At 32.1% G+C, this 26,957-nt stretch carries 13 protein-coding genes; 10 read left to right on the top strand and 3 right to left on the bottom strand.

Going from position 1 to position 26,957, the window contains the following annotated elements:
* Window positions 1-129: 129 nt before the first annotated feature.
* A complete protein-coding gene (locus tag WAF17_RS04910) occupies window positions 130-8,745 on the bottom strand; it encodes a choice-of-anchor D domain-containing protein (RefSeq protein WP_338766985.1) in 8,616 nt (2,871 codons plus the stop codon).
* A gap of 423 nt (window positions 8,746-9,168) precedes the next feature.
* Between WAF17_RS04910 and alr the strand changes: the two genes are divergently transcribed.
* From alr to WAF17_RS04890, 4 genes are all read left to right on the top strand, one after another.
* Window positions 9,169-10,329 carry an alanine racemase gene (gene alr / locus WAF17_RS04905; RefSeq protein WP_338766982.1) on the top strand — a complete coding sequence of 387 codons (1,161 nt, stop codon included), beginning with the start codon at window positions 9,169-9,171 and terminating at the stop codon, window positions 10,327-10,329.
* 222 nt (window positions 10,330-10,551) lie between these two features.
* Window positions 10,552-12,918, top strand: a complete 2,367-nt coding sequence (locus WAF17_RS04900) for a TonB-dependent receptor (protein WP_338766978.1) — start codon at window positions 10,552-10,554, stop codon at window positions 12,916-12,918.
* 151 nt (window positions 12,919-13,069) lie between these two features.
* Complete coding sequence (locus WAF17_RS04895; protein WP_338766975.1) at window positions 13,070-14,680, top strand: SpoIIE family protein phosphatase; 1,611 nt, start codon at window positions 13,070-13,072, stop codon at window positions 14,678-14,680.
* Between the two features lie 486 nt (window positions 14,681-15,166).
* Window positions 15,167-16,912: an ATP-binding protein gene (locus WAF17_RS04890; RefSeq protein WP_338766972.1), complete on the top strand. Its 1,746-nt coding sequence runs from the start codon at window positions 15,167-15,169 to the stop codon at window positions 16,910-16,912.
* A gap of 20 nt (window positions 16,913-16,932) precedes the next feature.
* Here WAF17_RS04890 and WAF17_RS04885 read toward each other — a convergent pair whose 3' ends face one another.
* Entirely contained in the window at window positions 16,933-18,693 is a 1,761-nt protein-coding gene (locus tag WAF17_RS04885; RefSeq protein ID WP_338766970.1) for a tetratricopeptide repeat protein, read from the bottom strand.
* 271 nt (window positions 18,694-18,964) lie between these two features.
* On the opposite strand from WAF17_RS04885, the gene thrA reads away from it, so the two are divergent.
* From thrA to WAF17_RS04870, 3 genes are all read left to right on the top strand, one after another.
* Window positions 18,965-21,478, top strand: coding sequence for a bifunctional aspartate kinase/homoserine dehydrogenase I (gene thrA / locus WAF17_RS04880; protein ID WP_338766968.1), 2,514 nt, complete (start codon window positions 18,965-18,967; stop codon window positions 21,476-21,478).
* Window positions 21,479-21,542: 64 nt separating this feature from the next.
* A complete protein-coding gene (locus WAF17_RS04875) occupies window positions 21,543-22,472 on the top strand; it encodes a homoserine kinase (RefSeq protein WP_338766966.1) in 930 nt (309 codons plus the stop codon).
* An 8-nt stretch (window positions 22,473-22,480) separates the two neighbouring features.
* Window positions 22,481-23,320: a hypothetical protein gene (locus WAF17_RS04870; RefSeq protein WP_338766963.1), complete on the top strand. Its 840-nt coding sequence runs from the start codon at window positions 22,481-22,483 to the stop codon at window positions 23,318-23,320.
* Here the strand turns inward: WAF17_RS04870 and WAF17_RS04865 are convergent.
* Window positions 23,317-24,228 (bottom strand): hypothetical protein, encoded by a 912-nt coding sequence (locus WAF17_RS04865; RefSeq protein ID WP_338766960.1) that lies wholly within the window; start codon window positions 24,226-24,228, stop codon window positions 23,317-23,319. The two genes, WAF17_RS04870 and WAF17_RS04865, sit on opposite strands and share 4 nt — an antisense overlap.
* Before the next feature lie 142 nt (window positions 24,229-24,370).
* Between WAF17_RS04865 and WAF17_RS04860 the strand changes: the two genes are divergently transcribed.
* The 3 genes from WAF17_RS04860 to WAF17_RS04850 are packed head-to-tail and all read left to right on the top strand — an operon-like array spanning window position 24,371 to window position 26,885.
* Window positions 24,371-25,222, top strand: coding sequence for a hypothetical protein (locus WAF17_RS04860; RefSeq protein ID WP_338766958.1), 852 nt, complete (start codon window positions 24,371-24,373; stop codon window positions 25,220-25,222).
* A gap of 28 nt (window positions 25,223-25,250) precedes the next feature.
* A complete protein-coding gene (locus WAF17_RS04855) occupies window positions 25,251-26,093 on the top strand; it encodes a hypothetical protein (RefSeq protein WP_338766956.1) in 843 nt (280 codons plus the stop codon).
* Between the two features lie 3 nt (window positions 26,094-26,096).
* Window positions 26,097-26,885: a hypothetical protein gene (locus WAF17_RS04850; protein ID WP_338766954.1), complete on the top strand. Its 789-nt coding sequence runs from the start codon at window positions 26,097-26,099 to the stop codon at window positions 26,883-26,885.
* The last annotated feature ends 72 nt before the right edge of the window (window positions 26,886-26,957 follow it).

Below are 26,957 nucleotides of genomic sequence, written 5' to 3'. Positions count from 1 at the left end.
GTGTACAAAGATACGGATTTTTGTATAAACAGGTTGGATATACATTGTTAATGATTGATTTTTTGGTACAAAAAAACTCCACTTTCAAGGAAAATGGAGTTTTTTGATTTAAAAAAGATGTTTTATTTTTTATTCTAAAATAAGCTGTTTGGAGTAGGTAGCTCCGTTTTGATTGAAATGAATAAGATACATTCCTTTTGATTGGTTTTTAAGGTTTACATTGAAATCTTGTTTTCCTTTCTCAAAAGTGTGTGTACTTACTTTTCTACCTATTCCATCAAATATGGTTACTTGAATATTTTCTGAAATAGATGTACCAAAATGTACTTTGAAAATACCTGTACTTGGGTTAGGGTAGATTTTGAATGTATCTACTTCTAAACTAGATGCAGTTTGTATTTTGTTTAGTGGTGGGGTTCCAATTATTCCACTATTACAGAAAGAAATTTTATAACTACCAGCATTTCCATTTGGTGTATAAATAGCTACATCAGCAATTAGTTCTTCACTTGGGTCTATGCTTTGTTGGCTAATTTCTATTTTATTATGGAAATATTTTACTACACTTCCGACACGCTCTACACGCAGTTTGTCTCCTTCATTGTAGTCAATGACTACTCCACCACCTGCAATTGCTCTTCCGTTTAGTAGTACATACCATCTGTATTTGATAGAAGTAAAAGAAGGATTAGTATTCTGCAGAGTTAATCCAAACATATACGAAGTATTCTCCAAAATTGTATTTTCTACAAAACCATCTTGGTTTGCATTCAACAGATTGGTTGTATGTACACCTGCATCCCAAGTAGAAGTTGCTATACTTTTGCTTACTGTTGTACCACTTATTATCGTATTTGCTTCTACTACAAAATCAATAGGATAGCTAAGTAGAACTGATTTTGTAAAGCTTCCAAAAGCACCACTTGCCGTAACAGTATAATAGCCAATAGGCTGGTTGCTAAGTGTGTTGGTTGTACTTACCGTTGTACCAGCACCATTTTTCCAAACATAAGAAGTGGTAAATGTTCCTCCTGTCAATGTAGCCGTAGCTGACCCTGTGCTAACACCACAATTTAATAGGGGAGCTGAAATAGCTAGATTTACTGCACAATTTATAAACAAAACTTCTGGTAGTGTTGCATTCGCTGTGGATAAACTAACGTCCACCTCCAAATCATCTGTTGGTGCTGTACTCGTGCTTGTATAGAAAATAGTTCCATTTTTAGAATAGTATATTTGAGTTCCTACTCGTTCTATTTTGAACCCATCTCCTATTTGATATGTTCCAAAATCTCCTCTGTTAGCACCATTTTCAAACACATATAATTTGCCATTGGCAGCCGTATAGATAGCATAATCAATAGACATAAATCCTGCTCCTTCTTCTGTTTTGGATAGACCAATCATAGATGCTGTAGTTGTATTATCTACCTTGAATACAATTCCTCCATCTCCTCTTACTTTTTGAGTTGAATTTGCATTTGTATTCCATCCTGTTGAGCTTGTATGGTCTAATTGTCCATCTCCGTTTAGAGCTAAGTTTGTTAAGTTTGTCCACATAAGAGGCGCACCAATTAGATAAGAAGAGGTATATAAAATTCCATCTTTAGTGAGTTCTAGTTGATACGTTCCTGCATCTAACCCAGAAATATCTTGAGATGTTGCTCCTGTCGACCATAAATAAGTTGCTCCTGTAGCTTCAATATCGATACTTCCAGTAGTTCCATCATTATTACATTCAATTCCTGTAGTAGCTGCTGTATAAATTTGAGTTCCACCGTTAGCACCACAAAATGAAGTTTGTAACTCTCCTGTACTTCCTGAATAAATAGCCACGTCAGCGATCAAAACCTCATTAGAATTAATAGTATATTGATGAGTAACTACTCCATTTTTATAGAATTTTATTTGGTTTCCTTCTCTAGCTACTGTAAATATGTCTCCTATTTGGTATTCTACTACTGTTCCTCGTTGTTTGTTGTAGCTTGGGATTGCCCTACCATTTCCTACAAAATACCATGCATAATCAATAGAGGTATAAGAGGTAATTGCATTTGGTTTGGCTAAACCTACCATATAGAAACTTGTAGTAGCAGTAATGGTATTACTTATCCAGCCATCATTATTACGAGCTATTCGTTGAGTAGAGGCAGAGTTTGCTCCACTTGTCCAGCCGATAGTATTATCTTTCGTAACTACATTACCTGTAATAGAGATATTGCTCATATTTTCCCAATCTACTATATTACCTATAAGAAAAGTGCGTGTATAAGTTGTTGTTGTACCATCCGTAACATTTACTGTATATTCTCCTACTTCTGATGCAGAAATATCTTCTGTCGTTTCTCCATTTGACCAAGAGAAATTATAAGGAGGAGTTCCTCCAGTTATGGTTACATCGATTGCACCATTTGTACCCACACAGTTTATTGACGTTGTAGTGGCTGTAATAGTAAGAGGTGTGGTGCTACTTGTTCCTTGTACCACGAAATCATAGGCAGCTTCATCACAATCATCGTTATTAACAGTGATGGTTGCTGTTCTTGTTCCTGTTCCACTTGGTGTAAAGGTAATATCAAATGTAGTGTTATTACTTCCTAAGACTGTCGTATTATTTGTAAAATTACTTACTACAAAATCACCACTATTAGTTCCACTTACGCTAATATCTGCAATAGTCAGAATAGAACTTGCTGCTGTATTTTGAATCGTATAATTAATAGTTCTACTTGTAGCTACACTTCCAAAATCTGTATTGTCTGTTACATTTGGAGTTGTGTCTCCATCTGTAATAGAAGTAGCATTGCCTAAGAGGTCAATCTCTGGTAAAGGAGCTTCCAACTCAAATACTATATTAGGTCTGTTACTTCCACTACCAACATTCGTATTTGTAAGATTACAACCTGTTGCTCCATCATCATAATCATATACTACACTTGTAAAAGGTGTTGTAGAATATCTCACTTCACTTGAACTCGTAAAACTTGTATTATCAAAACATACTTCAACAATCAGATTGTCCGTACCATTCCAAGCAAAAGGAGTTATAAAATTGAACCAATTTAGTCCATTAGTTGCCACATGAGTTCCTGAATATACTGTTGTAAAACCACCGTCAAATGTTGCTGATGTAAATTCATTTGCTGTCGTGGTTTTTATTTTTACATTGAAGTTATTCATTGTTTGAGATTGAGCATTACTGACATCAAATGCTAACCTAGTTAATGAATAACTACCTGCTATACTTGTCAGCTCACTTGCTCTTATAAGAAATTGCTTACGACTATCTTCATAGAAAGTATAGAAAGGTGTTGTTTGGCTTGCATCAGAAGTAAGTGTTTCTGTTCCTGCTTGTGATGAAATTGTATTAGTTCCATTACAATCCTTTTCTCCTGTGATAGCAAAATCATATGCGCTTTCATCGGTATCATCATTATTGATAGTAATTGTAGCCGTCTTTGTGCCTTCTGAAGAGGGTGTAAAGGTAACATCAAATGTAGCAGAGTTAGATGGATTAATGACTGTAGGAGGTGTAAAATTATTGACTACAAAATCAGTTGCATTTGTACCTGTTATATTAATAGAAGAAATAGACAAGTCTTTAGATCCTATACTCTGAATTGTATAAGTTACAGTCTTAGAACCATTAGGGACATTTCCAAAATCTGTATCATTTGTAACTGAAGGAGTAGTAGAACCATCTGATATACTCGTATTATTTCCTACTACATCTATCTCTATTACTTTTTCTGCAAAAGCTACATCATCAATCAAAATATCATTATAAAATGCCTGATTTCCATTTTGAGTAAGCGTGAAACGAAGCTGTACAGAACCTGTAATAGTATAACTAGCAAGGTTTACTTCTATTCTATTCCACATATCTCCTAGACTTCCTCTGTTGTTAAGTACAGTATTCCAAGCTGCTCCATCATAAAACTCTACCAAAATTGTATTATAATCTGTTATAGGGTCTGTTGAATGAGAATATATCCAAAATGAAATTTCTGGGTCTGTTGCTCCACTAATATCAACAAAAGGAGTATAAAGTGTATTTACAAAACCTGCTCCATTCGGAGTAGAACCATCTACCCATGCATAGTTTGTACCTCCACCTACTGTATGGTCTCCTATAAGTTCAGCAGCATAATCAGCATTACCTGAAAATCTCCAAAAGTCATTTCCAGCAACTGCTACATCAGACCATTTTGAAGGTATAGTCCCTGTTGTAAAAGATTCTACATAAGGGAAAGCTACAAGTCCACTTGTTCCACTAACTGCAAAGTCATACGCAGCTTCATTTGGATCATCACTATTTACAATAATTGTAGCTGTTTGTAGGGCTGGAGAATTTGGTGTGTAAGTTACATCAAATGTAGTATTTCCATTTATTGGAATTATAGTACCATTTGTAAAACTACTTACTCCAAATTGAGTAGCATCTGTTCCAGTTATATTAATAGAAGAAATTGTAAGGTCAGAACCACCTTGGTTTTGTATCGTGTAAGTAACTGTTTTAGTGCTACCTACTGTACCAAAATCTGTATCATCTGCTGTATTAGGTGTAGTATCTCCATCTAAAATACTAATCAATGATGCACCTCCTCTTACATTTATTTCAGGAGGAGCAGAAGAAGCAGATTGAAGTTCATAAGCTCCTTTATCAACATTCGTATTAAATATTCTTGGGTTTCCTGCTACATCAACAGTAATACCTGTTGCATTTATAGCTGTATTATCTCCTGTATTAGCAGCTAAAGAATTTGCTTGAAGGCTCAAATCTCCAGTAGCAGTATTTACAAAAAGTGGATTTTGAGTAAAGACATTATTTATTCCACTTACTGTACCAGCAGATAAGTTACTTTCAGCCTCTTCTATCAAAGAATAATCTACGTTAGGTAGAGCACTCTCATTGAACCAAGAGCTTATCCCATTATTATCTGAATTTTCCCAAAAAATAGAATTGCGAATGACAGTATTTGAAGTTCCTCCATTATCTGCTTTATTATACATTGCGCCTCCAAGATTACCAGCTATATTTAAGGAGAACGAACAATTTATTATACTAGGACTAGAAGTACCAGCAGTTCCAAAATTATAGATTGCACCACCAATACCAATAATAGCTCTATTTTGAGAGAATGAACAATTTATTATACTAGGGCTAGAAGTACCTCCTGCATTTCCATCATTGAATATTGCTCCTCCATGAATATCAGACCTATTTTGAAAGAAGATACAATTTACTATACTAGGACTAGATGTTCCTTCATTTCCACCATTATACATTGCAGCTCCTGCAGCTCCTGCACTATTTTGAGAAAATGAACAGTTTGTTATATTAGGACTAGCATTGCCTAGTGGACTTGCAAAATTGTAGATTGCTCCTCCTACTTCTCTAGCCGTATTTTGTAAGAATGAACAATTCGTAATTGTAGGGTTAGAGCTATTTCCTGTTCCACGTCCGTCATTAAACCAGCCTGCTCCTGTTGCGTTATTATCACTAGTAGTGGGTGCATCAGCATTTCCAGCCTTGATAGTAAAGCCATCTAATTTTGTAGCTGAGGAAACATTTTTTGTATAGACTACATGGTAGGAATTTCCAGCATAATTTCCATAAGTAAAAGAAGGAAAAGTTCCTGAAAAAGCATCATTATTATCAATATCTCCACTAAGCGTTGTCTCGTTGGTGGTAAAGTTACGAGCATCTAAAACAGCTTGTGTAATAGCTCCTGTTTCGTTTCCTGTAAAACCTCCATAAACCTCTACATTATCTGGAATTTGGAAGGTAACTTCTCTAGGATTTGTTCCACCACTCGCATCAAAATCAAATTCTTGTGTAGGTTTGTATGTACCAGTGGCTACATATATTTTAGACCCTGCAAGAGCTACAGAAAGAGCTTTCTCTAAAGTAGCAAAAGCATTGGCAAAATCTGCACCTGTATTTGTATCATTACCAGTTGTTTTTACAAAGAAATTAGGAGGAATAACTCCTGTTGCTCGTATTGCAAAATTATAAGCTGCTTCGTCATCGTCATTACTATTGACAGTAACAATAGCATTATTAACACCCAATGATAAAGTAAAAGTAACATCAAATGTAATGTTTCCATTAGCTGGAACCGTTGCTGGAAGAGCAATATTACTTACCGCAAAGTTACCAGCATTTGCTCCTGTTATGCCAATAGTAGAAACTGTCAATGGCTCTATCCCTATATTTCGGATGGTATAAGTAACTGTCTTATTTGTAGTTACATCTCCAAAATCTGTATCATCAGTAGTAGAAACACCCGTAGAGCCATCAGTTATACTATTTCCATTTCCTTGTATATCAATTTCTGGACTTTGAAAAAAACCAAAAGGAGAAGTATTATTAGCAGCATCAGTTGCAGTAGCAGAAAATGTACTTGCAGTAGAAAAAGTACCTGCAAAACTCCAGTTGTTTCCTGTAACAGTCGTATTTCCTAGATAATTTCTTCCTCCAGTATTTGTACAAGCTGTATTATCTGTAAATACTTCTATCACTTCCCCATCAGCACAAGTAGCACACGTTCCTGAAATAGCAGAAGTTGTAACACCTGTAATAATAGGTGCTTGTTTTTCTGTATTTCCTCCACCACCCAAAGTAATAGCAGTATTACCATTACAATAAATTTCATTTTCAGATACTAAAATCGATGTACTAGTAAATATTTGTACACCAATATTTGCGTTATAAGCTATAGTATTAGATATAATTGAGTTAGAGCCACTTGAACAAGAAATTCCTTCTGACCCATTTCCTAATGCAGTACCATCTGATTTTACACCTATTCTATTGTTTTGAACTGTGATTCCTGTTGCGTTACTAAATAGCTCTATCCCAATTTGAGTATTTCCTGAAATAAGATTTCCATGTGCAGCAGTCGCTCCTCCAATAGTATTATTAGCTCTCTGCATTGATATTCCCTTTCCGTTTGGATGAGCTGCCATACCTGTACTCGTAGTTCCTATATAATTTCCAATCACTTGAGTACCTTCAGCAGCAGAAATATTTATACCGAAGCTATTTCCTGAAATAACATTACGGAGGTCAGGTGAAGTATTACCTATTACAATATTAGCAGGTACGACTGTAGAAAAATAATTGTCTATAGCTATTCCCTCATCAGTATTAGGGATTGTTACATCATTCTGATTAATGCCGATTAGATTTCCTTCTACCCTTACATTAGGACCCCCAACTCTAATTCCTATTTCGTTATATCCTATGATATTTCCTCTTCGATCAGAAATAGAACCACCGATTTGATTTATTGGAGCAGCTGCTGTACACGACGTACATTGTACAGTTATACCTGTCGAACCGTTTGGAATGGCTGCATCTTGAGAAATATTTGTACCGATTAAATTCCCTTGTACATTATGCCCATTGCCATTTAAGATTATACCTCCTGCTGTGTTTCCAGATATTAGATTTCCTTCTCCTTGGTTTCCTATGGTAGTACCTCTTTGCCCACCTATCAAAACACTAACAGGATTGGTTTGTACATCTATACCCCAGTCTGAATTTGCTGCTATTGCTGTTCCCTCTGGGTTTGTTCCTATTCTGTTACCTTGAACAATGATAGAATTTCCACCTAAAATATATATACCTCTTCCTGAAATATTTCCTATGACATTTCCTTTGTTTTCTGCACCTATTTTGATGTTTGTTGCATTGCTTTGAAATATTCCATAGCCATCGAAATTAGTAATCCATAGACCATATACTTCTGAATCCGTATTTGTTCCACCAAAAAACCTAAATCCCCAATCTACGCCAGTAGTACCTCTAACATTTATCATCCCAGTAGAAGAATAAACTGCAAAGCCTTCTTGTGAGCTACCATCAATCAATAGAGAGGTAGTTATGTTAGGAATATTACTTGCTAAGTTTATTGTATGAGGAGGTGCGTTAGGAATACTAAAATCGATATAATTTTTATCTGCATCTGTTTCTGCTGTTGCTATCACTTCTCTTAATGATTCTGTTCCACTATCATTTGTATTTTTTACTCTCAATGCACGAAGAGGAGTATTAGGAGCTGTAGCAAAAGTTCCGTTAAAGTTTGTACTCACATCGTTTACAGTCGTTCCATTAGCTTCTTCAAAACGCCAAAAAGCAACTGCTCCATCTAAAGTAGTAGAACTCATATCAGTAGTTAAATTTGCAGCAGAGCGAACGCTATTGAATATTTTTACTTCATCTAATTGACCAATAAAACTAGATGTAATTGCTGTTTTACCAAACTGAAAGTTATTTGTTGGAGTTTGAGGACTAGAGGTAACCACGCCAGATGTAAAACTTGCTATTATAGCATTTTTATAAATTGACCATGTACTAGAATTTCGGATGACACTAATATAAGTCCATTCGTTTGTTATTAGAGTAATATCTGAAACTAGTAAAATAACTCCTCCTAGTTCTACGATTACTCTACCTGTTGCATCTAGGTTTACTCCGTATCCGTTTGTGCCTTGTGTTCCATTATAAATAACAGTTCCTACTTGATTGGCTTGTTTTTTTATCCAAAAAGAAACAGTTATGTCATCTGTATTGGTAGTTGGTAAAGCACTTGTTATTTGAGCATTATCATCAAAATAAACTCCTCTATTTCCAGTAGGAGCTTGAGCAAAAATTGATGTAATGGATAAGCAAGATAGAAAGATACCAAGCAATAGTATCTTGTAATAGGTTTTTTTTTGAGTGTCAAATTTCTTCATTTTGTTAAAGGATTATGAAAAATAATATCTCATTTTTTGACAAGATTATTTTTCAGTTTATAATTTGAGTAGCTGATGTTTTTTTAATAAAACAAGTTAATTGATGTGCTTTCACACAAATCAAATAAAGCTAATCCTTCTATATTTCCCTAAAAACCTGTATAGACAAAATATAGACAGAAGAAAATTATTGTCTTTTTTATTGATATAATCATAGAAATTGTTGATATAATTTATTTTTTTAATTTTTGATTAGAAAATATCTGTTTCTTCAATGTTTTTAGAGATTGTTCAGAATGATTACTTTTACTTATTCTTTTAGGAGGCTGGCAGAATTAGAAAGTATATTTTATTTAATCGGCTTGATTTAAATCATTAAGAAACTTAACTTTGGTAGTACACAAATAAAAAAAGTAAAAAACAATGTTTGCAACTTCTCATATAGAAATCAGTAAATCAGCCCTTCAAAACAACTACAATTTTTTAAGACAGCTCATAGGAGAAAAGGTAGTGTTATCTTCTGTCGTAAAAGGAAATGCCTACGGACACGGTTTAGATAATTTTATTCCCTTGGCAGAATCTTGTGGTATCAATCATTTTTCGGTTTTTTCGGCAGATGAAGCTTTTGCTGTTCAGCAATTAAAAAAAGCTGATTCAGAGATTATGATTATGGGAATGATAGGAAATGAAGAGATAGAATGGGCAATACAAACAGGAGTAGAAGTGTATATTTTTGATTTGGAACGCTTAGAAACAGGACTTACTTTAGCTCAAAAAGCACAAATTCCTATCAAGATTCATTTGGAAATGGAAACAGGAATGAATCGTTTGGGGATTCCAAAAAGAGATATTCCCAAAATGTTTGAGTTACTCAAAAAGTATGAGAATTGTTTTGTTTTGGAAGGAATCTGTACGCATTATGCAGGTGCTGAAAGTATTGCTAATTATGTACGAGTAAAATCACAAATCATCAATTATAAAAAAATTGTAAAGCGTTTTAAACGAAGAGATAATCCTGCTTTTCTTCCCAAAAAATACCATACAGCCTGTTCTGCTGCAACAATAGCCTATCCACAAACACAAATGGATATGGTCAGGATTGGTATCTTACAATACGGTTTTTTTCCAACCCAAGAAACGCTAATTCAATACTTAAAAGACAACAAAACACACCAAGACCCACTCAAGCGAGTTTTGTCTTGGAAAAGTAAGATAATGACAATAAAAGATGTAGAAGCTGGTGAGTTTATAGGGTATGGTACATCTTTTTTAGCTTCTCAAAAAATGAAAATTGCTATTGTTCCTGTGGGTTATGCACACGGGTATAGCCGAAGCCTTAGCAATATGGGAAGGGTTTTGATTCGTGGCGAACGTATGGCAGTAGTAGGAGTAGTAAATATGAATTTGATGATTATTGACTTAGAAAAAATGAATAGTGCAGAAATAGGCGATGAAGTAGTATTGATAGGAAAGCAAGGCGAACAAGAAATAAGTGTAGCTAGTTTTGGAGAGATGAGTAATCAACTCAATTACGAACTTCTTACTCGTTTGCCTATACATATTCCTAGGAAAGTAGTAGAGTAATGAATAATATAACAGTTTTTTAGAATTTTATAAATGCAACGCTGTTGCAATAAGTTGTTATCTTTGATTACCTTTGCATAAATTAAAACCCTTTTTTCCTCTCTTTTTCGAATTAATTATATTTTGTTTACTCAATAATCTAAAATCACACTTGGTTTTGCTAAATTTTATTGTTCTAGCAGTTCGTAATTTTTAATTCGTAATTCGTAATTGTTTGTCCTTATGCAAAGTCGATTTCTTACCTTATGTCTGCTTTTTTCATTATTATTATATACTTCTGCTTTTTCTCAAAACTGCAACATATCTATAACAGGTTTTATAACAGATGAAAATACAAATAAGCCTTTAGAGTTTGTAAATGTCTATGTACAAGAGACTTTGAAGGGAACAGCAACTAATGAGAAAGGATTTTTCGAACTCAAAAATGTTTGTAAAGGAAAGCAGCATATTGTATTTAGCTATATTAGTGGTGAAAATCATAATGTTTTTTTAGATGTTCTGACCGATACAGTTTTGTATGTAGAAATCCACGAACTCAATACAGTTTTGGAAAGCGTTGTCATTAGTGAAAAGCAAAATAACTCTACTCAAAATACCCAAACACTCAATCATCAGCATATTTCAGATAATTCGAATCAAAATCTTTCGAATATGCTAGAAGAAATTTCTGGAGTAAGTACACTTAAAAATGGAAATGGAATCTCAAAACCTGTTGTACATGGTCTCTACGGAAACCGTTTGACAATCTTAAATAACGGAATTGCACAAAGTGGACAACAATGGGGAAATGACCACGCACCCGAAATAGACCCTTTAGTTGCCAACAAAATCAGAGTAATAAAAGGAGTTTCTAGTTTGGAGTATCAAGGCTCAAACTTAGGAAGTGTGATTTTGGTAGAACCTGCACGTATTGAAAGAGAACCTCATTTGCACGGAAATACTAGCTATTTTTTCGAATCCAATGGAAGAAGCAATGGAATAAACCTACAATTAGAACAATATGGGTCTTTTGTGGCGTGGAAAATCAATGGAACACTCAAGAAAAGTGGCGATAAAAAAGCAGCCGATTATTTTTTAAATAATACAGGAAGTGAGGAAGCAAATATCGCCATTCAATTAGAAAAACAGTTTACAGAAAATTTCTTTACAGACTTTTATTTTAGTTCTTTCAATACAGAATTAGGTGTTTTGCGTGGTTCGCATGTTGGAAATCTAACCGATTTAGAAAATGCCTTCGAACGGGAAGTTCCTTTTTTCACAGAAGAAGATTTTAGTTATGATATTGATGCACCCAAACAAAGAGTAAGCCATCATTTATTTAAAATTCACTCAAAAAAGTACATTGCACCAAAACCAAAAAATAAGGGCAAAATCATTGAACAATTCCTAGATTTTACTTTTTCTACACAGATTAATAACCGAAAAGAATTTGATGTCCGTAGAAGTGGACGCTCAGAAATACCTGCATTAAACTTAAAACAGTATTCTTATTTTTCAGAAATAAAATGCCAAAAAGAATTTGAAAATAATTTGATATTCAAAGTTGGGGCGCAATCTACTATTATAGATAATACCAACGACCCAGAAACAGGGGTTTTACCACTCATTCCAGATTATTTGAGTTATGAAACAGGAGTTTTTACAGTTTTGACCAAAAGTATAAATCATTGGTTTTTCGAAACAGGCTTTAGGTATCAAAACACGATTCAGAATGCCGTTACGATTAGCCGAAGCATTCCTAGAGAAATTGTTCGTTTTGATAATAACTTTAATAATTTTGGTTCGTCTTTAGGAGTTAATTATCAGTTGAGTGAGCATATTCAAGTTTCGTATAATGTAGGTTATGCAACTCGTAATCCTGCTATCAATGAACTTTTTAGTAATGGACTTCATCAAGGCGTAAGTGGAATAGAAGAAGGAAATCCGAATTTGAATACCGAAAAATCTATTAAAAATACACTTTCTTTGAGTGGAAAAATTAAGGAAAAATTATCTTTCGAAACGCTACTTTATTATCAAAATATTGATGATTATATTTATCTAAATCCAGAAAATGAAGTTCGTCTGACTATTCGTGGAGCTTTTCCAGTCTTCAAATACAAACAAACGAACGCTCAAATTTATGGCTTGGATATTTCTAGTCGCTATCAGTTTTCGAAGTCGGTGGGGTTGAAGGCAAGTTATAGCTTCATAAAAGGAGATGATTTGTCCAATGATTTGCCTTTGATAAATATGCCTTCCAATACTTTACAAGCCAGTTTGCGTTATCAGATTCAAAAACCAATTTCTATTGGAGCGACTGAAAAAAGAAGAAAACTAACCAATACGCAGTTTGAAATAACAAATCGTTATGTTTTTTATCAAAATAATATTTTAGAAGAACAAGATTTTACACTTCCTCCTGCTGCTTATAACCTAATTAGTTTGAGAGTTTCCACAAATATTCAAGGGCAAAAAACACAATGGCGTGTTTGTGCAAAAGTTGATAACTTACTCAATACAGAATACAGAGATTATCTAAATAGACAACGTTATTTTGCTGATGATTTGGGAATAAATATTGTTCTAGGAGCAAGATTGGAGTTTTAAGAAGTGATTAATTAGATTTTTGTGATATAAATTTTATATATTGAAACAGTAATAAAAAGTATATTTAAAATTATACACATTAAACAAGAAATAGTGCAATAATTTTATAAAAAAAACAACTGAAAATAGTTGTTTTAATGTTTAAAAATCTATGAGTCAGTCCCCTATAATTGATAATACAGTTTCCCCTAAAATAAAAGAAGAAGTTTTAACAGATATAGATCTCAAAGAATATCTAATAAAAGTACAAAAACAAGCCGATAAAATATCTGATAAATTTGTGATTATATCTTTTATTATCGGTTTTTTTTTAGCTCCTGTTTATGAAACTTGGGTGTTTAGTTTGGTAACAGGAGGTTGTGCTTTGGGTATTTATTTGATTGCTCGTTTTGTACTTCAAAATAAGTTATATGCTCGTATGCTTATTGGTGTTGTTTATGCTATTTTCATGTTACAGTTCATTGGACAGATGCATGGTATGGCAGAAACTCATTTTTTCTTTTTTGTAAATGCAGCCCTTCTCATTATTTATCAAGACTGGCGTATCATGATTCCTTACGCTATTCTTACAGTTGGGCATCATAGTATTTTAGCTGTTTTGCAAGTAGCTTATGGAATGGAAAGTTTGGGGCAATATTTTATTAGTTATAACGGCATTACTCTTGGAGGAGAAACAGTAGCTCAAGTAACTACTTTTCAACTTGTTTTTCATTTTAGTATTGTTTCTATTATGGCTGTTGTGTGTGGTTGGTGGGCAATTCTTTTTAGAAAAAATAGCATGGTTTTGATAAAAAATCAGAAAAAAATACAAGTCAAAAATGGAAGACTAATAACTTCTGAAGAAGAATTAAAGCGAAATATTGAAGAATTAGAGAATACACAAAATAAGTTGAGTTTAGTGAACAATGAAATGACTTATAACATGATGGCTTTAGAGGATAAAAATAAAATCATTGAAACAAAAAATAAAAAAATTACTTCAAGTATAAATTATGCCAAGCGTATTCAAGATGCAATGCTTCCAAAAATAGGAAAGATAAAACGAGGTTTGCCTCAATCATTTGTTTATTTTAAACCTAGAGATATTGTGAGTGGAGATTTTTATTATTATCATAAAGTGGATAATAAAATTATTATTGCTGCTATTGATTGTACAGGTCATGGTGTTCCTGGGGCATTTATGTCTTTGATAGGAAATGACTTACTAAATGAGATAATAGACTCTAGAAATATTCTTACTCCTTCTCATATCCTTACTATTCTAAATCAAAAAATAGATAAGGTGCTTCATCAATCTGAATCTTATGTTCAACTTGAAAATAAAGTTCGAACAACAAGAGACGGAATGGATGCAGCCATTTGTATGATAGATTTGGAAAACAAAAAACTAGAATTTGCAGGTGCAAAAAATCCGTTAGTTTATATTCAAGATAAAGAGGTCAAGGTAATAAAAGGAGATAGGATTTCAGTAGGAGGAAATTCAATCAGTCAGCAGAATACCATGTTTACCAATCATACTATTTCTATTGATACTCCAACTTCTTTTTATATTTATTCAGATGGCTTTCAAGACCAATTTGGGGGAGAAGAAAATCTAAAATATAATACAAAAAGATTTAGAAAAACACTTTTAGATATTTCCAATTATTCTTTTTCTGAACAAGAAGATTCATTGAATGCTATTTTTGAAGAATGGAAAGGAGAAAATCAGAAGCAAATTGATGATATTTTGGTAATTGGCTTTGAAGTAAAGCCAACTTAATTTTTTAGAGCAGGTAATTCAGATGATATTATTTTGCTGATGATTTGAGAGCAAATATTATTTTAGGCATAAAATTAAAGTTTTAAGAGAGGGGAATTTCTATGTAAAAGCCATGATTTAACTATATTGTAGATATAAAAACTTCATTTTTTTGTTATTTATTTAGTCTCTTTTGTGCTTCCCTCAAAAAACACAATATTTTCATGAAATCTGTTTTTACTTTTTTGATAGATTTTTTTATCGCTCTGTCTGTTTTTTCCAAAATGAAATTGATTCACTTCAAAAAAAATCTCTCTGCTTCTCAAGATAGTACAAATAAAATAGAGAGTATTATCTCTGTTAGTTTTTAATAGATAATTGAAAGAATTAGATTATTCTTTAAATTTTACAAAAAAATGAAAAATATAATGACAAAAGTTAGTTTGAAATAGAAGAAGGCATAAGAACTACATTTTATGTAGAACTTCGTTTATCTTTAAAAGAGTTATGAATAAAATAAAAAAAGTAGCACGACTTATAATCTATGGAGATGCTAATAGGCAATATCCAGATACTTATTTAGGGGAACAAAACTATCAATGTAAAAGACTTTTGCCACTTGTTAGTTTAGTCTTTACTTTCGTTTGGCTGGGTTATATTCCTTTAGATGCAGAGCTTTATCCAAATGTAGAGGCTATTTTTTATTTCAGAATTGGCTTATCAGTTGTTGGTGGTAGTGTTTTTATATTATACTGGATTCCATTTTTTCAAAAAAAGTCTATTCATTTAATGAGTGTACTGGGAGCATATGCTGGTATTAGTACATCTATGATTACAGGGCTTACAGGAGGCGATCCTTCTTATATAGGAGGTTTTTGTATGGTGATAGTGCTTTCACTATTTATTCCTGTTCGTATTTATGTGTACTACACAGTAATGATTCTAGCTATAATTTGCTTTTTTATGACGTTATGGACTCTAGAGGTAAATATTCTAACAGATATTTCAAGGTATAGCCTTAATGACTTAGCAAGTGCAGTAGCCTTAGCATTTATTTTTGCTTTTTTAGTAGATAGAGATAGACGTTCCTATTATTTAAAATCAAAAGAAAGGGAAGAGCAGCGCAAACAAATCCAATCTCAAGCACTTACTATTCAAGAAAGTAATGTAGTCTTACAGGCATCAGAGGAAGAATTAAAGCAGAATTTGGAGGAACTAAAAACCACACAAGAACAATTACGAAAACAGAAAACAGAAATAGAAAATGCCTATAAAGAACTCCAATTTACTCAAAAACAGCTTATTCAATCCGAAAAATTAGCTAGTTTGGGACAGTTGATTGCTAGTATTGCACACGAGATAAATACGCCTTTAGGAGCAATTCGTTCTTCAGCTGATAGTATTGAAAATATTTTATTACAAACACTTCCAAATCTTCCAAACTTTCTCAAAACACTAGATGATAAAACGATAGTTGTTTTTAATAAATTTGTAGAAATATCCTCTAAAAAAACAGATTTACTTTCCACACGAGAACAGCGAGTGGCAAAATATGATTTGATAGAAGAATTAGAACAGCAAGGCTTTGTAGGGGTAGAAGAGTATGCAGATTTGATAACAGATATGAATATGCACCAAGAAAAAGAAATGATAAAGTTGCTACTTCAAACAGAAAATAAAGAGGAGGTCTTCGAAACAGCTTATCAACTCTCTACTGTCATTAAAAGTAATCAAACTATACAAGAAGCAACAAAACGAGCTGGTAAAACTGTTTTTGCACTCAAAAATTTTGCTCGTCAAGACCATTCAGAAGAAAAATCAGAGGTAGATTTGAATCAGAGTATCGAAACGACGCTTATATTATATCATAATCAAGTAAAACAAGGCATTGATATAAAGCGAAATCTTGATTATGTTCCATCTTTTTTAGGATATCCAGATGAGCTTATGCAAGTTTGGACAAACCTAATTCATAATGCCATTCAAGCCATGAAAGGAAAGGGAAATTTAATTGTTTCTACTAGCACAACTAAAAACAACATATTAGTTTCTATTCAAGATACAGGAGGAGGAATACCAAAGAAAATTCAAGAACGAGTATTTGATGCTTTTTTTACTACCAAACCAATTGGCGAAGGAAGTGGATTAGGACTAGACATCACAAAAAAAATAATAGACAAGCATAATGGTAAAATTTGGTTCGAAACTGAAGAAGGAATCGGAACTACGTTTTTTATTGAAATCCCAATTTAGAGATTGTACGGCGTCTATACTTATTTCATCTCCTTCTTTTTCTCCAACTCCAAACGGTTAAGAGGAGTTTTTTCTTCAATGGCTTCTTTGATAGTCCAAATAATACGGTCAAGATCTTCGATTTCTTGCTTACAGAGTTGTAGGTAAAACTCTATCTCGTTAGTATCTTTTGAGAGTTCAATAATCTGCATAATTCCTAAAAGACGAGCAACAGGCGCACGTAGTTTATGAGCATTTATGAAAGCATATTCTTCTAACATTTTATTTTTCTCTATTACTTCCTCATTGCGCTCATTGACAATGTTTTCCAAATTATCGTTCATTGCCAATACTTCTTCGTGAGAACATTTTAATTCTGCTGATTGCCTCATCAATTCTTCTGATTGCTCATGTAGAATATTATTTTGCTGTATCACTTCTGCTTGTGATTCTGAAAGTTGATGGTTTGTGCTTTTTAGCTCTTTACTATACTTTTTATTTATCCAATAGGCTCTTGTTATAATCAGAAAAATAAGTAATAATATAATCAAACCGAATGAAAAATAAATTGTGTTTTGATGTTCTTTTGCTAATTGAGTAGTATATTTTATTTTTTCTAGCTCTCTTTCTTTTTGCTCTAATGCAATGCGTTGATTTAATTCAGATTCGTAAATATTCTGTTGCAATTTTTTATTATAAGTTGCCTTATAAAGTGAAATATATTTTTGTGAATGATAATTTGCCTTCTTATAATTTTTTAAAAATGAATAAGTGTAGGAAAACAACTCATGCATAGTCAAGCGATTATGAAAATCATCTTCACTCTCAATAACTATTTCATTTTCTACTTCTTTTATGTATTTGTGAGCTGTGAGTGTATCTTTTAGTTGTAAGTAAGTTTTGGCTTTTAATAATAATAAGTTACGGTAGGCCTGTGGTTTAGCTTTTGTATATAAAGAATCTAATATTTCTATTTTTTCTAAAGCTTTTTTAGGTTCATGTGTTGTTAAAAAAAGAGTAACATATTCTAAATGATATTCTATGGCTGCATTTAATGAGGTTTTGAGAGCTAAAGAAGAATTTTTATCCAAAATAGAAAGTGCTTTTTTGTATTCCCCTTTTTGATAATAACAGTGAGCAATATTGAGGGGAATAACTGAAATAGTTGTTGTATCGTCTCTATATTTATTTGCTTCATCAAAAAAAGGAAGAGCTTTATCATACATTTCCATCTGTAAATAGGTATGCCCAATATTATTGGCAATACTAGATAACGCTTTGTTATCTTGAATTTTATAAGCTATTTTTCTAGCTTTTAATAGCAGTTGGGTAGCATCAAGGTATTTTCCTTCATCCATCGAAAGAAAAGATATTGCTTCTAGGCTTTTAATTTTTCCGTGTTCATAATTTGTTTTCTTGCTTTCTTCTAATGCCAATTCAAGATAAAATAGAGCTGAATCTTTGTCATAGCGTCTATTTTTATAAATGAAAGCTTTTAAACGTAACATATCTATTCTTACTTCGTCGTTTTTTATTTTTTCAGATACATCTAATGTTTTTGCGATGTAAAAAAAAGCACTATCTGTATCGGCTTTTCGATAAGAAATAACTGATTTTAGGTTATAGCCTTTCAACAAAAAGGAGTCATTTGTTTGTTTTGTGCTTTCCAAAATTAATTTTTGCACATAATAATCTTGCTTTTCTAAATCTTTGCTTCCATACTTTTGAGCTGAATCATATAGAGAAGATAAATCTTGCCCAAAAACAGGAGTTGATTGAAAAACATAAACATAGCAAAACAAGGCTGTTATTTTACATAAAAATAACAGCTTACATAAAAATCGGATTTTTAAAAAAATAAAAATATTCTTCAATGGAGTCAAAAGCTATTAATAGATGTATCAATTTACAAAAAAAGCAAGAAATACTAAAACTATTTAACTTTATTCGATAGAAACACAACTTCTAAAGATAGAATATTAAGTTTGAAAATTAAATCGTAAATTTGAAATTCTTTATCAAAACTTACTCTCTGTTGTTGATATTTTTATCAATTACATAAATAAATCTCAAATGCTCGTCTTGAAATTCGGAGGAACAAGTGTTTCCTCAAAATCCAATCTTGAAAAAATAGCTGCTATTCTTTTTTCAAAAACTGAAAACTATATTGTTGTGGTTTCTGCCTTTTCAGGAATTACCAATAAGCTAGAACAAATTGCAGACCTTTCTTTAGAAGCAAAACATCATAACTTGTTAGAAGAATTTAGAAGTTTTCATTTTGATTTTATCAAAGAATTAGTGTCAGAATCGCATCAAATTGACCTTTTTGTAGAGGTTCAGCAAAAATGTAATCAGTTAGAAGCAATTTGTGAAAGCGTAGGAACATTGAAAGAATTATCAGACCGAACGAGAGCGACTATTTTAAGCTTTGGAGAGCAACTTTCTTCTGTTATTGTCCAAAAATATCTTTCTGTCAATCCAAAAAAGGCTGTTAAAGTTGAATTATTGGAAAGCAAAAAACTAATTGCAACCACTACCAACGAATCAAAAGACTATCTAAATGCCATTTTAGATTTAGATAAAACGACTAGAAATATTTTAGCCGTTGTTGGTGTCTCCACCAACGACACAAAAACGAATAAAAATTATATCGCAGCAGGTTTTGTAGCACATAATCAAAAAGGAGAAACGGTTACTTTGGGGCGTGGAGGTTCAGATTTTTCGGCTTCTATTTATGCAAATGCTGTCGATGCGACGTGTTTGGAAATTTGGAGTGATGTCAATGGAATGCAAACGGCAAATCCTAGAAAAGTACAGGCGACACATTCCTTACAAAAATTGAGTTATGCAGAAGCATTTGAAATGGCTTATTTTGGTGCAAAAGTTCTGTATCCACCTTCTATTTTGCCAGTAATGGATAAAAATATTCCATTGTATCTGAAAAATACATTTTTTCCAGAACAAGAAGGAACATTTATCAGCAGCGAAAACCAACTGACAGAAAATAAAATTCAAGGTATTTGTTCGCTTGATGAAATTGCAATTATTACTGTTTCAGGAGTTGGACTAGCCAAACAAAAAGGAAGTGCTAGACGAGTTTTTCAGATTTTGGAAGAAGCAAATATCAATATTATCTTGATTACGCAAAGCTGTTCCGAACAAAGTATTGGAATAGGAATCAATCAATCTGAACTTTTGGCTGCTCAAAATGCGCTTAATTCTGCCTTCGAAAAAGACATCAAAAGAGGCTTGATGAATGAAGTAAAAGCTATAGAAAACCAATGTATTGTGGCTTTAGTGGGCGATAATATGAAAAATGCTATTGGCTTGGCAGGAAAGATTTTTGGTGCAATAGGAGAAAACGGTATCAATGTTACAGCAATAGCACAAGGTGCATCAGAGCGAAATATCTCTATCGTAATTGATAAAAAAGATGAAGAAAAGGCATTGAATGTAATTCACGAAAAATTCTTTGCTTCGGCAGTAAAAAATGTTCACGTTTTCATTGCAGGAATCGGAAATGTAGGAACGGAATTTATAAATATCCTTTTTGCTCAAAAACAAAAACTAATTGAAGAGTATCAAATCAACCTCAAAGTAATAGGTGTAGCAAATAGTAAGAAAATGCTTTTCAATCATTCTTCTGAAACATTTGAAAGAGTAGAAGAATTGACAAAAGAAGAAGTTTTGAAATTCAAACAAAAGAAAGAGAGTAAGAATGCAAAAGCCTATTCTTCTTTAAATGAATATTTCGAAACTATCAGAAAACTCAATCTTAGAAATGCTGTTTTTATTGATAATACAGCTTCTGATATTGTGAGTGAAGGCTACGAGTTTTTGATAAAAAATAGCATTTCGGTAGTTACTTGTAACAAAATTGCATGTAGTAGTGATTATTCAACGTATTTGAAATTGAATAAACTAGCTAAAGAAAGAAATATTTATTTTAAGTATGAAACTTCGGTAGGTGCAGCTCTTCCCATCTTAAAAACGATTTATGACCTCCGAATTAGTGGCGATAAAATTGGTAAAATTGAAGCTGTAATTTCGGGTAGTCTGAATTTTATTTTTAATAATTATAATGCTGAAAATCAGTTTGCCGACGTAGTTTTACAAGCAAAAGAAGAAGGTTATACTGAACCAAATCCATTAATTGACCTTTCTGGATTGGATGTAATGCGAAAAATCTTAATTCTTTCAAGAGAATCAGGTTTGAATAAAGAAATGTCAGATATTACCTTCAATAGCTTTTTACCAGACGAGTGTACCAACTCAAAATCAGTAGAAGAACTATTTGAAAATCTAAAAAAACACGAAAATCATTTTGCTACTCTTTACAAAAACGCTAATGAGAAAGGCAATAAATTAAAGGTTGTTGCCAAAATGGAAAAGGGTAATTTATCAGTTGCATTACAAGAAATTCCGTCGAATAGTCCATTTTATAATTTGGAAGGAAAAGACAATGTAGTGGCAATAAATACAAATCGTTATGTTGATGAGCCTTTAGTAATCAAAGGAGCAGGAGCAGGAGCAGCCGTAACAGCAAGTGGAGTTTTTGCTGATTTGATGTTTATTATGAATAACTAAAACATATTTCAATCCTCAACGACGGCTTTAAGCCTCGTTGACGGTTGGAAAAATAGATATAAATATGAAAAAAATAACAGCCTTTGCACCAGCCACAATAGCCAATTTTAATGTTGGTTTTGATATTTTGGGACTTTCTTTGGGAAATATGGGCGATGAAATTACGCTCACTCCCAATGGAACAACAGAAAATAAAATCTTAGAAATTATAAATGGAGCTAATTTACCAAAAGAAGCTGATAAAAACTGTTCTTCCGTCGTAATCCGTAAGATGCAAGAAGCACAAAACGAATTTATTGGAGTTGATATTATCCTCAAAAAAGGATTTTCTTCTGGAAGTGGTTTGGGGTCTAGTAGTGCAAGTAGTGCAGCAGCAGCTTTTGGATATAATGAGCTTATCGGAAAGCCGTATTCGAATAAAGAATTGGTTGCTTTTGCTGCCGAAGGCGAACGTGTAGCCTGTGGAAGCGCACACGTAGATAATGTTGCACCTTCTATTTTGGGTGGAATTATTCTTTCAAAAGGAAATAAACAAAACGATATTTTACAGCTTCCTGTTTTGGAAAATCTCTATGCTGTTACGCTTTATCCACATGTAAAACTCAATACTTCTGACTCTCGTAAAATTTTAAAAACGATGCTTTCTGTTGCTACTTTTAGTCAGCAAATGGGACTTATGGGAGCTTTTGTGGTTAGTTTGTATGAAAAAGATTATGATTTGTTTTCTGATTCGTTGCAAGATTTGGTTATTGAGCCGATGCGTAGTCTTTTGATTCCAAAATTTAAAGAAATGAAACAAGCTGCTTTAGAAAACAAGGCGTTAGCTTTCGGAATTTCGGGTTCAGGACCTTCTGTTTTTGCAATGGCAAGAGGAAAAGAAAATGCAGAAACAATAAAAAATGCTTTAGAAAAAGTGTATCAAAATGTAGATATTCGCATTCAGACCTATATAAACCCTGTTTGTGAAGGAAATGGAGCTAGGATAATTGTATAAAACATACTATGAAAAATATATCTATTCGTAAAGGTATTGGAATTTGCTACTTGGGATTGAGTTTAATAGTTATAAGTTCTGCTATTTCACTAAATAAGTTAATAGAAGATTTAGCTTCAAGTCCGTTTACGCCATTATTTATAGTTATCGTGATTTGTGCAGCTCTATGTTTTCTATCTTCTGTATTTTGGATAACTACTCGTTCTTTTATAACTAGGTATCTAGGTTATCTCATTTCATTCTGTATACTTCTGGTAGTTTATATCGGAGTATCTTTTAACAATGAGTTTGGCTATGCTTTTAAAAACCTAGAAGCAATTCCTGTTTTTCTTAGTGCAATTATATTTTTATCTCTCTTTTCTTACTCTGCAATAGGTTTTTTAGATAAAAAACAGAAACAGAAAAATATTGAAACATTAGATTCTCAAATGCTTTATGAAAACGAACAAAAGACAAATCAGCTTAATTATTTTTTGTCTATCAATCGTATTTATTCTATAACAATTGCTGCTTTTGCACTTCCTCTATTAATGATTTCTATTTTTTCTCCAAGCATTGTAAAAGGTATCACTACTTCAGAAATAGCTTTATTATTTGTAAGTATAATTGCCACTCTATTTTGGTTAAAACCTAAATGGGCAAAAATTATGTTTATAATACTCTCTAGTATAGTGTTAATTGGGGGAGTAATTCTGATTTTTATGTCCATTTTTGGATCATTAGCTATGGGAGTAGAAGGAATGATAACTGCTTTTGGAATTTGTGTATTAATTTTAGGTTTAATCTTAATCCTTATAAGTAAAGAGGCAAACGCAGAACTAAAAGCCTTTGAGAAGAAGGAAAGCTAATTACAAATAATCCAAACTGATTTTCCATATTTTATCTTTTCTGTTTGTAAATTGTATTCCAAAGGACAAGAATCAATATTAATTGTTTGGTGCTTTATACTATCTAAAGGAGTTTTGGAGTGATGATAATCAAAAGAACCATTACTTAAAGTATCTTTTCCAAAATCTATACTTTTAGAAATTTGTATTCTTATGGAATCTTTCATTAGATAACTAGAAAGAGAAGTCAAATTCAATTTATTCACTTCAGCAGAATCTTTAGAAAAGACATATTTCATAGTTCGTTCTTCATTTAGAAAAGTATCTTTTTTGAAAATCGCTATTTGATACAAATACATAGAATCTGACATATATTTACCCAAATAATCAGTTTTTACAGTAGGAAGTGAGTATCTTTCACATTCACTCCAACTTGTATCCGATAAAAATAAATACTTGGCTTTGTCTGTTCGTGTATAATAATCAATTTTCCTCAAATTATTTTCAGAATCATACTCATAAACAATCTTTTCGAAAAGAGTTTTTTCTGAAATAGGCATTTGATTTAAAATAGAACGACTTAACGCATTACTGACATTTTCAAAACCATAATAAAATCGTTTTGAATCAATAATTTTTCCATTGCTGATAGAGTCAATAATTCGATATTTCTGTCCATATTCCGAAATTCCGTATTCTTGATGGATATTTTTGAGTGAATCGTGTTCTTTATAAATCAAATAATGTTGTTTGTCCAGTCCTCCACAAGAAGTGTCTATATTTTTAAAACCTGTTTCTATTCGTTTTGAATAGTTTTGTTGTTGTATATTTTCTAATAGAATAAATTCAGAATCTTCTGTAATTTTCTGTTCTTGATTTGAACTACAGGAAGAAAGAAAGAATAAAAACAAATAAAAATAATTCTTCATAAGCATAAAAATAGTTACATCGGTAACTAAAATAGACCGATTTTGAGCAAAAAGAGCAACTAGAAAAGTAGTTTTAACGTATTTTAAAGAGTACATCGTACATAAAGATAGCCATAAAAAAATTACTAAAACTCTACTGCTTATGTTTCATTACCATTTTTTAAAAGAAAGACAACATGCTGATTTCCTTTCCGAAAACAGAATTGACCCTATTACAGGCGACAAAATACAAGAAGGCGACTGCATCGTTATTTGTGCAGCTTGTAAATCAGCTTTTTTGGAGGATAGCTGGAATTACCTGCGCCAACAACATTGCGACCAGTACGGAACATTAAATAAAATTCCTAAAACAGAAAAAATTCATTTCAATGAAGAACCCTTAATTTTCTTTCCTTTTGATGTGAGAGAAAATGATTCTTTTTCAGATGAATTTATGTATCGTTTTTTGCAAAACTCTACAAGTGCGTTGATGGCTTTTTTGCCTTTGATTCTGATAGTTTTTGCTTGGATAATTGTTCCTTCTTTTGGTAGTGATGGTTTTCAGATGATTTTCAATATTTTTATTATGCCTTTGGGTGTAGTTGTTTTTTATTCTGTGGCAAATACGCTTTCTTCAAAACCAACAACTATCTTGGGGAATATAATGATGAGAAAAAATCATTATTTCATTAAAAATGTGCGTCAGAATTACGCAAAAGAAAATTATTTAGCTATTCATATCAAAAACGAAAATATTGTTTCTAAAACAAAGTTAGGAGAAAAAACTATTCCTTTTTCTAATGTTCAGAAATTTGTATATAGTTATTATCCTGATAGAATGATGAAAAAACATGGCTATTTGGTGCTACAAGTTAGTGTTACCACAAAAAAGAATGATGTAATAGAATATGAATCTATTTTTAGAGAAGAAGATGCTCCTAAGCTAAAATCATTTTTGAAAAGACTACCTCAAGATTTAAAAGTATTTAGTAGAAGAAAACAAATTTCTCGTTAAGAAATGTTGAAGATATTAAGAAAAAGAAATGCACTACTCCCACCAATTAGAAAAACGGAAACATAAAGATTTCTTATTACAACAAATAGTCGATCCAATTACAGGAGAACTTATCGAAGCAGGACATAAAATAGTCATCTGTTCAGCGTGTAAGTCTGCCTTTTTTGAGGAAAGCTGGGAGTATTTGGGTAAAGAGCATTGTAATCAAACCAAGACACTTTCAAAAATCCCTGTTGCTGAAATTATCAAAATTAAGTTTAAAGAATTAGATTTTGAATTTGAGGATGTTGAGAAGCGTAAAATATCTCTAAAGGATAAAATAATAGGGCATACAATTGGGTTTACTTTATGTATGTTGTTTTTTGGTATTTGTTTACTGCCCTTAGGTATTTATGGCTATTTTGAATCTGTTTTGAAGAATTTACTAGAATCTTATGTTTGGGTAATACTATTTCTATCTTTTTGTTTAGTTATAGGTAGTTTTGGAATATGGATATTTTATAAGACAGATGAAAAGTATTCAGAGAAAAGTAAAATATATCAAAAATATAAAAGGTTGGTTATCCTTTGTAGTGATTTTGATGATACATTTAGATTAAATATTGATTCAGAAAAGAGTAGATTGATAATAAATAACGCAGTTGATAAATTCTCAATTCCTTTCTCACAAATTGAAAACATAGAATACACTTTTACAAGAAAAATGTACAAAGTGAGGCTAAGAGTAAAGTTTAATTTTATAAATAATAAAGATCTTAAACAAAAAACATTGACTACAATAATTGAAGAAAATCAGATGAATCAATGGCAGTATTTTATAAATAAATTACCTTCACATATAGAAACAAAAATCATCGGACAAAGAATATAAAAAATGCACTACTCCCACCAATTAGAAAAACAAAAGCACAAAAATTTTTTATTACAACAACGAGTTGATCCAATTACAGGGGAACTTATCGAAGCAGGACATAAAATAGTCATCTGTTCAGCTTGTAAGTCTGCTTTTTTTGAGGAAAGTTGGGAGTATTTGAGTGGAAAACATTGTAATCAAACCAATTCGCTTTCGAAAATCCCTATTTCCCAAACACTTTGGCTAAAAGCAAAACCTTTAGAGTTCTTGCCTTTTGATTTTGTAGGGTTTTATTATCAAGATATGGCTTACAATGCATTAAAATTTATTGTTACTATATTTTATTACATTTTTAGTCTGCTTTGCTTTTACGCTTCAAGTAAAAATGAGTATGGAATAGTATCAATTTTAATTTTAGGAGCATTGGTATCGTATATTTTATCTTTTAATATGAAGAGAATTATCAAAAAATTACCTGTTTCAATTCATAAGTATATCCTTCCTGTTGATAGAGAACATAAATTAGCCATAGACATTAAAAAACATATGCTTGTTTTTAGAAATGATTTTAAAGAGCTAGAACTTCCACTAGACACAATTTCAAAATTTCAATACTCCTTCAATTATGTAGATGGAGATACTTCAAGATATAAAGATTTGTGTGATTTGAGCTTAACTCTAGGATTCAGTAAAAATGGAATCTACAAAGAAAGAAAAATAAACACACAGCTCAGAAAGATGTATTTTTATAGATGGGAAGAGTTTTTGCAAAAACTCCCTTCAAGTATTACAATTTATTCACGAGCCTAAATAGAACAGAAAGTAATTATCTAGCTAAAAATATTTTTATCGAATAAAAATACTCGTTCGTCTAAAAAAATA

This window comes from Bernardetia sp. ABR2-2B, assembly GCF_037126435.1.
Lineage (GTDB): Bacteria > Bacteroidota > Bacteroidia > Cytophagales > Bernardetiaceae > Bernardetia.
This window is presented reverse-complemented; position numbering and strand designations above follow the sequence as displayed.

Bases quoted from the DNA above. Each gene is read 5' to 3' on its own strand.
- WAF17_RS04865 (WP_338766960.1), bottom strand. From the start codon at position 24,228: ATGAAGAATTATTTTTATTTGTTTTTATTCTTTCTTTCTTCCTGTAGT.
- WAF17_RS04900 (WP_338766978.1), top strand. From the start codon at position 10,552: ATGCAAAGTCGATTTCTTACCTTATGTCTGCTTTTTTCATTATTATTA.
- WAF17_RS04870 (WP_338766963.1), top strand. From the start codon at position 22,481: ATGAAAAATATATCTATTCGTAAAGGTATTGGAATTTGCTACTTGGGA.
- alr (WP_338766982.1), top strand. From the start codon at position 9,169: ATGTTTGCAACTTCTCATATAGAAATCAGTAAATCAGCCCTTCAAAAC.
- WAF17_RS04890 (WP_338766972.1), top strand. From the start codon at position 15,167: ATGAATAAAATAAAAAAAGTAGCACGACTTATAATCTATGGAGATGCT.
- thrA (WP_338766968.1), top strand. From the start codon at position 18,965: ATGCTCGTCTTGAAATTCGGAGGAACAAGTGTTTCCTCAAAATCCAAT.
- WAF17_RS04850 (WP_338766954.1), top strand. From the start codon at position 26,097: ATGCACTACTCCCACCAATTAGAAAAACAAAAGCACAAAAATTTTTTA.
- WAF17_RS04855 (WP_338766956.1), top strand. From the start codon at position 25,251: ATGCACTACTCCCACCAATTAGAAAAACGGAAACATAAAGATTTCTTA.
- WAF17_RS04860 (WP_338766958.1), top strand. From the start codon at position 24,371: ATGTTTCATTACCATTTTTTAAAAGAAAGACAACATGCTGATTTCCTT.
- WAF17_RS04895 (WP_338766975.1), top strand. From the start codon at position 13,070: ATGAGTCAGTCCCCTATAATTGATAATACAGTTTCCCCTAAAATAAAA.
- WAF17_RS04875 (WP_338766966.1), top strand. From the start codon at position 21,543: ATGAAAAAAATAACAGCCTTTGCACCAGCCACAATAGCCAATTTTAAT.
- WAF17_RS04910 (WP_338766985.1), bottom strand. From the start codon at position 8,745: ATGAAGAAATTTGACACTCAAAAAAAAACCTATTACAAGATACTATTG.